This is a genomic window from Sphingomonas sp. R647 (assembly GCF_020177055.1).
GTDB lineage: Bacteria > Pseudomonadota > Alphaproteobacteria > Sphingomonadales > Sphingomonadaceae > Sphingomonas.
Genome location: NZ_JAIQXT010000006.1, coordinates 111,436 through 123,641, shown reverse-complemented (window position 1 = coordinate 123,641; position 12,206 = coordinate 111,436). Strand labels below are relative to the sequence as shown.

The following is a 12,206-nucleotide window of genomic DNA, read 5'->3' as shown; positions in this document are numbered from 1 at the left end:
CGCAGGACGCTTGTGTCGCGGCGCGCCTCCGCGCATGGAAATCCCATGGCCAGCGACTCTCCCCTCGATCAGTTCAAGTCCGTGCTTACCGGGACCGCGCGGGCGCTGTCGCATCAGGCGGAGCTGGAACTCGCCTTTACCGCCGACGCGCCGGCGCAATCGGGACGGCATATCAAGGTGCCGATGCCGGGCCGGAACCTGCCGCCCGAGCAGGTGGCGGAGGCGCGCGGTTTTGCCGATGGCTATGCGCTGCGGCTGCGGCTGCACGATGCCGCCACGCACCTGAAAGGCGCGCCCAAGGAGCCGGTTGCGCGCGCGGTGTTCGATGCGGTTGAAACCGCGCGTATCGAGGCGCTGGGATCGCGCGGCTTTGCCGGCATCGCCGACAATCTCGACCATGCGCTTGAAATGAAGATGCGGTCCGACCCGATCAGCCGGGCGCGGACGCGCGACGAAGTGCCGCTGTCGACCGCAGTCCAGCTGCTGGTGCGCGAACGGCTGACCGGGCGCGAATCGCCCGCCGCCGCCGCGCTCGGCCTGGGGCTCGTGCGTCATTGGATCGAGGACAAGGGCGGCGCGGACCTCGACGCGCTGGCGCTGGCGATCGACGATCAGGCGGCGTTCGCGCGGCTGGTTGGTAATCTGCTCGCCGATCTGGAGCTGACCGAGGGCGATCTGGTCCCCGACGAATCGCAGGATGGCGGCGGCGAGGACGAAGGCACCGACGAAGCCGAACAGGACGAGGCCGACGCCGGCGACGAGCCCGGCGACACCGGCGAGGGCGAGATCGACGCGCGCGGCGAACAGCGCGAGGGCGAGGGTGAGGACGGCCCGGAAACCGAGCAGGAACAGGGCGAGTTCGAGGACGGCGAGGGCGAGCCCGGCGATCCGGGGGATGAGGGGATGATGCCCGTGCGCCCCAACCGCCCGTGGTCCGATTTCCCGCCGCAGTTCGAATATGGCGCCTACACCAATCAATATGACGAGGTGATCGCCGCCACCGACCTGTGCGACGATGAGGAACTGACCCGGCTGCGCGCCTATCTCGACACGCAATTGTCGAACCTGCAGGGCGTGGTGACCAAGCTCGCCAACCGGCTGCAGCGCCGATTGATGGCGCAGCAGAATCGCAGCTGGGACTTCGATCAGGACGAAGGGCTGCTCGACGCCGCGCGGCTGGCGCGGGTGATCGTCAACCCGATGCAGTCGCTGTCGTACAAGGTCGAGAAGGACACCGAGTTCAAGGACACGGTGGTCACGCTGCTGATCGACAATTCGGGATCGATGCGCGGCCGCCCGATCAGCATCGCGGCGATCAGCGCCGACATCCTCGCCCGCACGCTCGAGCGCGTCGGCGTGAAGACCGAAATCCTCGGCTTCACCACCCGCGCATGGAAGGGTGGCCAGTCGCGCGAGAAGTGGCTCGGCGAAGGGCGTCCGGCGCAGCCCGGCCGCCTCAACGACGTCCGGCACATCGTCTACAAACAGGCCGACGAACCGTGGCGCCGCGCCAAGAAATCGCTCGGGCTTATGATGCGCGAAGGGCTGCTCAAGGAGAATATCGACGGCGAGGCGCTGTTGTGGGCGCACAGCCGGCTGATCGCGCGCAACGAGGATCGCAAGATCCTGATGGTGATCAGCGACGGCGCGCCGGTCGATGATTCGACGCTGAGCGTCAACAGCGGCTCCTATCTCGAGCGGCATCTGCGTCAGGTGATCGGGTGGATCGAAAGCAAGTCGCCGGTTGGCCTCGTCGCGATCGGCATCGGCCATGACGTGACCCGCTACTACAGCCGCGCGGTGACGATCATGGATGTCGAGCAGCTTGCCGGCACGATGATCGAGCAGCTGGCGTCGCTGTTCGACCTCGATGCCTGACGGACCCGGCGGCATCGCGCCGCCGCCGGGCGGGTTCTACCCGCCGGTCAAGCGATCGATGACGATCGCCGCGCATCCGACCTCGATCAGCCTTGAGCCCGTGTTCTGGGAGGCGCTGGAAGCGGCGGCGCAGGCACGCGGCCTGCCGCTCAGCGCACTCGTCGCGCAGGTCGATTATCTGCGCATTCAGGGCGATGATCCCCCCAACCTCGCCAGTGCGTTGCGCAGCTGGCTGCTGACTGACGCGACAAAGTTGCGACAATAATGAAAACGATTCGCATTAGTCTTGACTGTGCGAACGACTCTCAATAGCGAGCGCCCCAACGACACTGCAAAGGGGTTCCCATGACTCGCACCTCGCCGGACGGCCACCGCGCCGCGCCTGCTTTCCTCGCGCTCGCCGCGGTTGGTTTCGTCGCATCGGCGCCCGCCGCTTATGCCGCCGACCCCACCGATCCGGTGGCCGAGCAGGACCGCGCCGACGTGGTCGTCACTGGCCAGCAGGTGCGGTCGGAGCAGGAAAGCCCCAAGGCGACGCGTCCTGTGCGCGACACCCCGCAGACGGTCACAATCCTGACCAACAAGGTGATCGAGGAGCAGAATTTGCTCACCCTGCGCGACGTGCTGTCGACCGTCCCCGGCATCACCTTTGGCGCGGCCGAGGGCGGTATCGCGCCGAGCGACCAGATCACCCTGCGCGGCTATTCGGCATCGTCCGATATCACCACCGACGGCGTGCGCGACAGCGCGCCCTATTCGCGCAGCGACCCGTTCAACCTGGAACAGGTCGAGGTCACCAACGGCGCCAAGTCGGTCTATAACGGGTCGGGATCGGTCGGTGGGTCGATCAACATCGTGACCAAGCGTCCGCAGGCGGAAACGTCGATCGCGGTGCAGGGCGGAATCGGCACCGACGATTATTATCGCGGCACGATCGACGCCAATGTCCGCGCCAATGACCTGATCGCGGTGCGCCTCAACGCGATGGTCCATCAGAACGACGTGCCGGGCCGCGATGTCGAAAGCTTTGAGCGCTGGGGCGTTGCGCCCGCGGTGACGATCGGGGTCGATGGTCCGACCAGCCTGACGCTGCAATATCTGCATCAGGAAGAGACCAACGTCCCCCAGTACGGCGTGCCCTATTACAAGAACGGCGTGTCCAACGGCGCGCTGCCCGGCATCGATCGCAGCGACTATTTCGGCTACCGCAACATCGATACCCAGGAGATCACCGTCGATCAGGCGACGGCCACGGTCGCGCATGAATTCAGCGACAAGCTGTCGATCCGCAATCTGACCCGCTGGCAAAAGGTGCAGCAGCTGACGATCGTCGGCCCGCCGCAGGGGACGTTTTGCCTGACCGGCGGGGTCACGCCCGCCGGCGTCGCCTGCCCCGCGACCGTTCCCACCGGATATTATCTGATCGGCGGCCCGCGCGGGAACGTCCGCGATACGACCAGCGAGCTGATGTACAATCAGGTCGACCTGTCGGCGCAGTTCGCCACTGGCGCGGTCGAGCACAGCCTGGTCGTCGGCGCGTCGGCGGGGTGGGAGAAGTTCTTCCTCTCCACCGGCAACGTCTATCGCAACGCCGACGGCACCGTCGCCAACGCGACCTATCCGCTGATCAACTGGGCCAACCCGAACGACGTCGTCGCGGGTCCGGCGGGCTTCAATTACGGCAGCAACGTCTATACCGGCCCGGTCAACTTCTTCGAAAGCCAACGCCAGCGCGGCGAGGTGACCAACTATGCGGTGTACCTGTTCGACACGATGAAGCTCGGCAAGTTCGAGCTGAACGGCGGCGTCCGCTACGAGCGCAACGAGGGCAATTACCAGACCGACGTGGGCACCGCCGCAACCGTGACGACGCCGCAGGGCGCGATCGTCACCGGCACGCGCTTCCACAACGATGCCGACCTGTTCAGCTACCGCATCGGCCTCGTTTACAAGCCGGTCGAGGCGGTGACGCTCTACGCCGCCTATGGCAACGCCCAGACCCCGTCGCAGAGCGCGGTCAATGGCGGCTGCACCGCGCTGACCTGCAACGTCGATCCCGAAACCGCCAAGAATTACGAGATCGGCGCGAAGGCGGAAATCGGCCGTGCGCTGTTCAGCATCGCCGCGTTCCGCAACGAGCGCGACCAGTACAAGGTGCCGTCAAACGACCCGACCCTGCCCGACCAGCAGCTCGACGGCCATTCGCGCGTCGATGGCATCGCGGTCAGTGCGACCGGCAACATCACCCCGGCCTGGTCGATCACCGCGAACTACACCTATCTGGAGCCGAAGCTGATCCAGTCGGTGTCGGACCGCTGCTTGGCCAATCCCGGTCCGGTGGCTGCGGTTCCGCCTGCGACCACCCCGACCAATCCGTGCGGCAACAACAGCGCGGTGCTCGATCCGGCTGCGGGTGCCGAATTGCAGAACGTGCCCAACCATTCGGGCAGCCTGTACACCACCTATACCTTCCCGTTCGGCCTGAAGATCGGGTACGGCGTGACCTATCAGGGCAGCTTCGCGCTGAACCTCCCTGCGCTGGCGAGCCCGTTGGTGGCGGGGAGCACGGCGATCACGCCGGTCTATCGCGCGGACGATTATCTCGTCCACAACGCGTCGATCTCCTACGACATCACCCGCGACCTCAGCGTGCTGGTGAACGTCAAGAACATCACCAACGAACTCTACTACACCCGCATCCGCAACAATGGCTGGGCCACGCCCGGCGATGCGCGCTCGGCGGTGCTGACCGTCGGCTACCGCTTCTAAGGGTTAAAGGGGGAGGAGCGGGTGACGGCAATCCCTGTCCCCCCGCTATCATCCGCTCCGACCCCCCTTTAGAAGGCACCTTTATGCTGATCGCGATTCCCGACCTGCTCGACCCCGCCACGCTCGCCGACCTGCGCGCGACGATCGATGCGGCGGAGTGGATCGACGGTAACGCGACCTCCGGCCACCAGTCGGCGCTCGCCAAGCAGAATGAGCAACTCCCCGAGGACAGCGCGGCGGCAAAGGCGGGGGGGAAGGTGATCCTCGACGCGCTGGGCCGCTCCCCGCTGTTCTTCGCCGCCGCGCTGCCGCTCAAGGTCTTCCCGCCGCTGTTCAACCGCTACGGCGTCGGCCAGACCTTTGGCGTGCATGTCGACAGCGCGATCCGCATCCAGCGCGGCACCGACTTCCGCATCCGCAGCGACCTGTCGATGACCGTCTTCCTCGAAGATCCCGCGGCCTATGACGGCGGCGAACTGGTGATCGAGGATCAGTTCGGCGTGCAGCGGGTCAAGCTCCCCGCCGGCCACGCGATCCTCTACCCCTCATCCAGCCTGCACAAGGTCGAGCCGGTAACGCGCGGCCGCCGCGTCGCCTCCTTCTTCTGGCTCCAGTCGATGGTCCGCGACGATGGCGCCCGGCGCGTCCTGTTCGACCTCGACCAGAGCGTCCAGCGGCTGACCGGGCAATTGGGCGGCACGGACCGCAGCGTGATCGAGCTGACCGGGGTGTACCACAACCTCCTGCGCCGCTGGGCGGACGCTTAACTTCATCGTCGGCCCGGGCTTGACCCGGGCCAAGGCTTCTTCTCCCCAGCGTCGGATCAAGGCAGCCCCGGCCCGGGTCAAGCCCGGGCAGACGAAGGGGCTTTAGTCCAGCATCGCCTTCAACCCACTCGACAGCCACTCACCTTCACCCCGCACCACCAGCTGCGCCGCCAGCCCCTCACGCTCGGCCAGCGCCATCGCCGCCTCGGGCTCCAGCACCGTCAACGCACTGGCCCAGCCATCGGCGTGGCAGCAATCGGCGTGGACCACGGTAACGCTCGCGGTGCCATGCGCGATCGGGCGGCCGGTGCGCGGGTCGATGCTGTGGCTGCCCGCTGCCGAGGTGCGCCGATAGTCGCCCGAGGTCGCCACCGCCATATCATGCAGCGCGATCCGCAGCGGGGCGAGCGCGACGCCCGGCGGCGGCTCGACATCGACCCACCACGGCTGGCCATCGGGCTGGATCCCCGCGCCAACCAACTCGCCGCCAATCTCGACGAGGAAATCGGCGCAACCCATCGCCCGCAGCTTCGCCGCCACCGCATCGACGGCATAGCCCTTGGCGATCCCTGAAAGGTCCAGCCGCGCCGCGCGCGTGCGGCGCAGGCGGAGCAGCGGCGCGTCGAGTTCGATCGCGCCCAATCCGACCGCAACCCGGGCAGCGTCGATCTCGGCATCGCTCGGCACATCGCCACGCGGTCCCGGCGGACCAAAGCCCCAAAGATCGACCAGCGCGCCCATCGCCGGATCGAACGCCCCGCCCGATCGCGTCGCGATGTCGAGCGCGACGCCTATGACGTGCACGAACTCCGGTGCAATCCCGTGCCATCCGCCGGGCGCAGCGGCGTTGATCTGGCTGAGCTGCGAGCAGCGCTCCCAATGGCTCATCTGCGCGATGAGGTGCGCCAGCGCGCCCGCAATCGCCGCCTGAACGCCGGGGGGCGGCGCAACGATCTGCGCCGACCAGCGCGTCCCCATCGTGTCCCCGCCGAACCGCTCGACACGCGCATGCGCCCGCCGCCGGTGAAAGGCAGCGGGCGACAGCGTCGCGGGAACGGCGATGCGGGGCTCGGGCGTCAGGGCGCCATCACCTCGACCGTCGTGACATAGCTCGCCCGGCGCGCGCCGGGGGCGGGCGGGGCGCCTTCCTCACGCTCGGCGCGCGGGGTGGTGACGTTGATCCAGGTCATGCCCGGATCGGTCCATTTGATCGTGACCTTGCCATCCGCGCCGGTCTTCAGATCCTGCTGATGCAACTGGTCGCGATAGCGGATGCCGCCGGGGATCACCGTGACCGCCAGACCCGGCGTCGGTTTGCCGTCGAGCAGGAACTGGAAGGTCGCATCTTCGCCCATGATCAGGTCGTTGGGATGCGTCACCGGCACCAGTTCGATGCCCTTGCCGACCGTCTTGAACACGGTGGTTGTCGGCTCGCCCGCGGTCACGAAAATCTCGTTGCGGTTGCTGTTGATCGACGTGCGGACATCGGTCGCGCCCGCCGGGATCACGCTTGCCAGCTTGTCGGCGGTGGTGCCGCGCGGGATGCGCACTTCTTCGCCGTTCAGCTTGTACGATCCCATCACGCCCTCGCTGGCGTAGAAGATCTTGTAGGTGCCGCGCTGCTGGATCTGCACGTCGAGCGTGGTGCGATAGCGCCCGGTCGCCTTGTTCTTGACCTCACCCGGCGTGCCATCGGGCAGCATCACCGCGATGTCGGCGCGCAGCGGCTGATGCTCGAAATAGAACAGGTCGTTGGACACGGCGGCATCGACCGTCACCCACACGTCTGCGCCCTCGCCCGAGACGACGGTCATCGACGGGAGCATCCACTGGCGGTGCGCCTGAACGCTGGCGGGAATGGCGACCGCAGCGACGGCGGTGGCGATGAGGATATTGCGGAACTTCATAGTCAGGCCCTTTTGCTTGGTTGCGGCACCGGCCCGCTCCCCCACCCGGCCACCCAACGACAGTGTATTCTATGGGTGGCCGGGTGGGGGAGCGGGCCGGTGCCGCACCAATCAAAAGCTCAGAATCTTCGCCAGATCGCGCCAGCGGCCCAGCCAAAGCCGATCGAGAGCAGTACCGCCGCGATACCGTAGAGGATCGCGTGATGCTCGGCGGCGCGCGCGACCCAGCGTTCGAACCCCGATTTGCGGATGTCGATCTCCCGCACCGCCGCCGCCAGCACGCGGCCGTCGCGGATCAGGAAGGTTTCGGCGGTGAAGCGCCCGACGGGCACGCGCGCAGGGATCTGGATGCGGCCGCGATAGAGGACATTGTCGGTGATCTCGACCGTGCCGGGTGCCTCGTAATACAGGCCGGCGCGGCGCTTGAGGTCGACAAGGCCCGCGTCGAAGCGCGACTGGACCGCTGGCGTGTCGCCCGATGCGGGAGAGAGCTGGAGGCTGTCGAGCCCGAGTTCGTAGATCGCGCGGGTGCGCGCATCGACGATGCGCTTGATCGGGCGCGACGAGGCAATGGCGTAGAAGGACGGGGCGGAGCGGTAACGGGTGCGGTCGGCATTGACCCAGATGCCGGCCACCCGCTGCTTTTCGCGCACCAGCACCGATTCGGTCGGCCCCTTGACCACCACCACGATGTCGGTGGGCGGATCGCCGGGGCGCGGCGCGGTGTTGCCCGGCTGAACGATCGCGCCGAACAGCAGCAGCTCCGCGCCGGTGAAGGAGTAGATGATCTCGATCTCGCGCTGCGACACGTCGGGGACCAGGATCGGCTTGGCCTGACCCAGCAACAGCGGCGCAGCGAGCGCGAGGAGGAGCGTGCCGACCCTCATCCCAACTCGACCGAGTAGATTTCGTCGGGCTGCCACGCGAGGCCGAGTACCATGCGCAGCGCGACGAGCAGCACCATCACGCCAAGCGCGAGGCGCAGATATTCCGGGCGCGCGCGGGCGGCGAAGCGCGCGCCGAGCTGTGCCCCGACCACCGATCCCAGCAACAGCAACGCGGCGAGCACGATGTCGACCGCCTTTGTCGTCACCGAATGCACCATCGTTGCCGCCGCGCTGACGAACAGGATCTGGAACAGCGAGGTGCCGACCACGACCTGCGCCGGCATGCCGAGCAGGTAGAGCATGGCGGGGATCAGGATGAAGCCGCCGCCAACGCCGAGGAGCATCGTCAAAATGCCGGTGGCAAAGCCGAGCAGGAGCGGCGCGAGCGGCGAGATGTAGAGCCCCGAGCGGTAGAAGCGCCAGCGCAGCGGGAGTGCGGCGACCATCGGGTGATGCCGCCGCCGCCGCGCCCGCGTCGTGGCACCAGTCCGCGCCGACCGGATCGCGCCCAGCGATTCGGACAGCATCAGCCAGCCGATCGACCCGAGCATCACGACGTAGAGCAGGGCGATCACCGTATCGATCTGCCCGCTCGCCTGGAGCAGGCGGAACAGCAACGCCCCCGCGCCCGATCCGAGCACGCCGCCGGCGATCAGCACATAGGCCATGTGCACATCGACGCCGTTGCGGCGGAAATGCGCGAATACGCCCGATACGCTTGCACCCGTCACCTGGCTCGCCGCCGAGGCCGCTGCGACGGTGGGCGGGATGCCATAGACGATCAGCAACGGCGTGGTCAGGAAGCCGCCGCCCACCCCGAACATCCCCGACAACAGCCCGACGCCCAGCCCCAGCAACACGATGACAAGCGCGTTGACCGAAAGACTGGCGATGGGGAGGTAAAGGTCCATGAGCGCCTTGGTTGGGAAGTCCAGCTGCGCTGAACCGATGGCGTGTTGAAGCGACCCTAGCCCCTCAGGCGCCGGTTCGGAAGGCGGTGCGGGTCAGAAATCCGCGCCCAGCGTCAGCGCTGGCCCCGATCCGGGTCGCGCATCGCCAGCGACCCGCTCGCGCCAGTCGATGGCGATGCGCAGCGACTGCCCCGACACGGGCAGGGTCGTCACGGCAGTCGGGCCGAGATCGACACGTGCCGCCTCGCGCTGCGCTGCGCCCCACGCGCCTGCGCCGAGCGCCAGCCGGGCCTCGCCCATCGCGGCGACGGGGCGCGTGATTCGCAACGCGCCGTCAGCGAACAGCTCGACCCGTGCGCGTTTGACCGCGCCTGCTCGGCCATAGCCTTCAAGTTCGAAGGCGAAGGGCAGGTCGATGCCGGCAACTCCACCGACGACAGCGACTGCCGGGCCGGACTTGCCGCCGTCGAGCGCGAAGCGTTGTTCGGCGAGGAAGCGCATCGGCGCGCGCCACGGGCGCCATTCGACCCCCAGCGCCAACTCGCGTCCGGTGCCCGTCAGTGGCGCGCTCGCCCGCGCATAGAGTGCCAGCCGGCCGCGCCGGTCGAGCGTGCGCGCGACGCGCAGCCCGGCCTGATCGCCGCCCAGCATCGTCCCGCCCGTCCCCGCGCCCCGGCGGGTGGCGAACCATGCGCTTGCCTGCCAGCGGTCGGGCGTAGCGCGGGGCGCGAGCATCGCGGGCGGGGCGGGGATGCGCGGCAGCTGCTCGACGCTGCCCGCGCCGACCTGTTCGGGGCCGAAGGTGACGAGGTTGAGCAGCGCGAGGCTCGCCTGCGGCTGAGCGATGTCAGGGGCAGGGAGGGACGCTGTGGGAACACTGATTGCAGGCCGCGCGGCGCCGCGCGGTTCGAGCCGCGCGATGGGCAGGGTCGCCCGCCGGGGCGCGGGCGCAGCCTCGGCAGGGCGCAGCGGCATCGCGGCCTCGATCGCTTCGGGCAGCGTTGCGCCTTCGGGCCAGAGCAGTACGACCCGCATCGCCGCCCACCCGACCGCGACCGTCGCGACGAAGCGGAGCGGGCGCCCGCGCGGGTGGGTCGCGTCGGTCACGCGGCGTCCTCACGCGATTCGGGGAAATGATGGGCGGTCTTGTCCCAGCGCGCCGCAGCGCCCCGGAGCGTCGGCCAGTAGATCACGATCGCGCGCCGCGCGGCGAACAGCGCGACATAGTTTGCGACCAGAACGCGCGGCACGGCCAGCGCGGCCTGAACCGGGCCGTGTGCCGCACCGGTGAACGCCACCCGCATCGCCACCCGCCAGCCGAGCAACACGGCGTTGAAGCCGAGCAGCTGCGCTATCGGTCCCTCGATCGCGGGCATCGGCGCACCGGTCAGCCGGTGGCCGACCAACGACGCGCCCCAGGCGAGCAAGCCGAGATAGGCGATGGCGAGCACCGGAATCGCCAGCGTCGCGCGCCGGTCGCGCATCCGCATCCAATGCTCACCGATCGATCCGCCGCGCTGCCACCCGACCCGGTCCCATCCGGCGAGCGCGATGCCGGTCAGCCAGCGCGCCTTTTGCCGTACCGCTGCGGGCAGGCTGGCCGGGAAATAGGCGCGCACCGCGACCAACGCTCCGGAAGCGTCGCGCGCGCGGACGAAGCGGGTGCGCCCGCCCAGCGCGGCGACGGTGAGGCCCAGCTCATAATACTCGGTCAGGCTGGCGGCGTCGAACGGTTGACCCCCACGGCTGTCGGCGATGCGGCCGAGCATCTCCCGCCGGATCGCACAGCCCACTCCGGCGAACGGGATCGCGGCGCCGAGCGCTTCGCGGACGATCAGGTTTTTGCCGTGGCTCTCTGCGAATTCGTCCAAATAGTGCCCGGCGACCAGAGGCGAGCGCGCGTCGGCCAGTGGCTGGACCGGCAGTTGCACCGCGTCATGGTCGCTGAGCCAAGCCGCGAACACCGCGAGTTCGAGTGGGTGGACCAGATCTTCGGCATCGTGCAGCACTACCGCCGCACACGGCTCGCCCGCAGCTTCATCGCGCAGCAGCGCACGCCACAGGGCATTGAGGCAATCGGCCTTGGTCGTCGGCCCCGGCACCGGCCCGATCACCAGCCGCACGCGCGGGTCGGTGGCCGCCACCTCTGCCACCGCCGCGATCGTCGCCGGATCATTGGGGTAGGTGCCGACATAAATGCGGTAATCGACGGAGGCTTAGCGGGCGAGGGTCGCGCGCAGCATCGGCGCGATCACCGCGGCCTCGTCCCATGCCGGAATGAACAAAGCCATCGGGATGGGCGAGGCGGTGAGGCTGCGCGGCAGGTCGCGGCGCAACCAGCTGCGGAGGCGCGCGATGCCATAGGCCAGATCGACCAGCAGGTCGTCGATGCCGCCGATCAGGAAGCCGATCGCCGCAAACAGCATCGCTTCACGCGCGATACCGTCGATGACGAACAGGATCGTCGCGCTCGCTTCCAACCCGACTCCCCCCGATTCGGACGCGACACTGTCCGATTCGGATCATCGTCAATCAAGCGCAAACTCAAGTGCTTGAGCCATAGTGGAGCAATGATTCGTACTGAAACGCGAAAAGGCCGCCGCCCGGTGGGGCCGCGGCCTTTCGTCAGACAGTGATCACGATGGCCTTAGCCGTCGTAATCGGCGCCCAGATTCTGGTTGCGCGGCGGCGCAGCGGCGGTGAGGCGAAGCGCCTCGGCCGATGCGGCGAGGCTGCCGACGTCATCGGGTGCTTCCTCGTCGTCAATCTGCACGCGCTGCAGGCTGCCGACCAGCGATTCTTCGAGATTGTCCGGACGGACGGTTTCTTCTGCGATCTCGCGCAGGGCGACGACCGGATTCTTGTCGCGGTCGCGATCGATGGTCAGCTCCGCACCGCCGGAAATCTGGCGCGCGCGCTGAGCCGCGAGCAACACGAGATCGAAACGGTTGGAGACCTTGTCGACGCAATCCTCGACAGTGACGCGCGCCATGGAACGCTTCCTTTGGGCAGGGATACAGGAAAGGGGGCCAACTAGGCCAAGCGTGGCGGCGAGTCAAGGAAATCGCCGATCGCGCGCGGGACTGG

At 68.1% G+C, this 12,206-nt stretch carries 12 protein-coding genes; 4 read left to right on the top strand and 8 right to left on the bottom strand.

Going from position 1 to position 12,206, the window contains the following annotated elements:
• Positions 1-45 precede the first annotated feature (45 nt).
• The 4 genes from cobT (at position 46) to K9B35_RS16130 (ending at position 5,414) form a co-directional block, all read left to right on the top strand.
• Complete coding sequence (gene cobT, locus K9B35_RS16145; RefSeq protein WP_224923014.1) at positions 46-1,878, top strand: cobaltochelatase subunit CobT; 1,833 nt, start codon at positions 46-48, stop codon at positions 1,876-1,878.
• The gene (locus K9B35_RS16140; protein ID WP_224923013.1) at positions 1,871-2,143 is read left to right on the top strand and encodes a ribbon-helix-helix domain-containing protein; all 273 of its coding nucleotides are present in this window, start codon (positions 1,871-1,873) and stop codon (positions 2,141-2,143) included. The genes cobT and K9B35_RS16140 overlap by 8 nt, the downstream gene beginning before the upstream one ends.
• An 80-nt stretch (positions 2,144-2,223) precedes the next feature.
• Positions 2,224-4,647: a TonB-dependent receptor gene (locus tag K9B35_RS16135; RefSeq protein WP_224923012.1), complete on the top strand. Its 2,424-nt coding sequence runs from the start codon at positions 2,224-2,226 to the stop codon at positions 4,645-4,647.
• A gap of 83 nt (positions 4,648-4,730) precedes the next feature.
• Positions 4,731-5,414 carry a Fe2+-dependent dioxygenase gene (locus tag K9B35_RS16130; RefSeq protein ID WP_224923011.1) on the top strand — a complete coding sequence of 228 codons (684 nt, stop codon included), beginning with the start codon at positions 4,731-4,733 and terminating at the stop codon, positions 5,412-5,414.
• Between the two features lie 102 nt (positions 5,415-5,516).
• On the opposite strand, the gene K9B35_RS16125 is transcribed toward K9B35_RS16130, so the two are convergent.
• From K9B35_RS16125 to rpoZ, 8 genes are all read right to left on the bottom strand, one after another.
• The gene (locus K9B35_RS16125) at positions 5,517-6,392 is read right to left on the bottom strand and encodes an FAD:protein FMN transferase (protein WP_224923010.1); all 876 of its coding nucleotides are present in this window, start codon (positions 6,390-6,392) and stop codon (positions 5,517-5,519) included.
• Between the two features lie 98 nt (positions 6,393-6,490).
• Entirely contained in the window at positions 6,491-7,321 is an 831-nt protein-coding gene (locus K9B35_RS16120; protein ID WP_224923009.1) for a DUF4198 domain-containing protein, read from the bottom strand.
• Between the two features lie 119 nt (positions 7,322-7,440).
• Positions 7,441-8,208, bottom strand: coding sequence for a TIGR02186 family protein (locus K9B35_RS16115; protein WP_224923008.1), 768 nt, complete (start codon positions 8,206-8,208; stop codon positions 7,441-7,443).
• Positions 8,205-9,119, bottom strand: a complete 915-nt coding sequence (locus K9B35_RS16110; protein ID WP_224923007.1) for a sulfite exporter TauE/SafE family protein — start codon at positions 9,117-9,119, stop codon at positions 8,205-8,207. The genes K9B35_RS16115 and K9B35_RS16110 overlap by 4 nt, the downstream gene beginning before the upstream one ends.
• Before the next feature lie 93 nt (positions 9,120-9,212).
• On the bottom strand, positions 9,213-10,226 hold the full coding sequence (locus tag K9B35_RS16105) for a hypothetical protein (RefSeq protein WP_224923006.1): 1,014 nt from the start codon (positions 10,224-10,226) through the stop codon (positions 9,213-9,215).
• Positions 10,223-11,317 (bottom strand): glycosyl transferase family protein, encoded by a 1,095-nt coding sequence (locus K9B35_RS16100; RefSeq protein WP_318245984.1) that lies wholly within the window; start codon positions 11,315-11,317, stop codon positions 10,223-10,225. Before K9B35_RS16100 ends, K9B35_RS16105 begins: the two co-directional genes overlap by 4 nt.
• Before the next feature lie 18 nt (positions 11,318-11,335).
• A complete protein-coding gene (locus tag K9B35_RS20305) occupies positions 11,336-11,599 on the bottom strand; it encodes a hypothetical protein (protein WP_318245980.1) in 264 nt (87 codons plus the stop codon).
• Between the two features lie 167 nt (positions 11,600-11,766).
• Positions 11,767-12,111, bottom strand: coding sequence for a DNA-directed RNA polymerase subunit omega (gene rpoZ, locus K9B35_RS16095; protein WP_224923005.1), 345 nt, complete (start codon positions 12,109-12,111; stop codon positions 11,767-11,769).
• Positions 12,112-12,206 lie beyond the last annotated feature (95 nt).

Coding starts and splice junctions, on each gene's coding strand:
- cobT (WP_224923014.1), top strand. CDS start 46: ATGGCCAGCGACTCTCCCCTCGATCAGTTCAAGTCCGTGCTTACCGGG.
- K9B35_RS16140 (WP_224923013.1), top strand. CDS start 1,871: ATGCCTGACGGACCCGGCGGCATCGCGCCGCCGCCGGGCGGGTTCTAC.
- K9B35_RS16135 (WP_224923012.1), top strand. CDS start 2,224: ATGACTCGCACCTCGCCGGACGGCCACCGCGCCGCGCCTGCTTTCCTC.
- K9B35_RS16130 (WP_224923011.1), top strand. CDS start 4,731: ATGCTGATCGCGATTCCCGACCTGCTCGACCCCGCCACGCTCGCCGAC.
- K9B35_RS16125 (WP_224923010.1), bottom strand. CDS start 6,392: ATGGGGACGCGCTGGTCGGCGCAGATCGTTGCGCCGCCCCCCGGCGTT.
- K9B35_RS16120 (WP_224923009.1), bottom strand. CDS start 7,321: ATGAAGTTCCGCAATATCCTCATCGCCACCGCCGTCGCTGCGGTCGCC.
- K9B35_RS16115 (WP_224923008.1), bottom strand. CDS start 8,208: ATGAGGGTCGGCACGCTCCTCCTCGCGCTCGCTGCGCCGCTGTTGCTG.
- K9B35_RS16110 (WP_224923007.1), bottom strand. CDS start 9,119: ATGGACCTTTACCTCCCCATCGCCAGTCTTTCGGTCAACGCGCTTGTC.
- rpoZ (WP_224923005.1), bottom strand. CDS start 12,111: ATGGCGCGCGTCACTGTCGAGGATTGCGTCGACAAGGTCTCCAACCGT.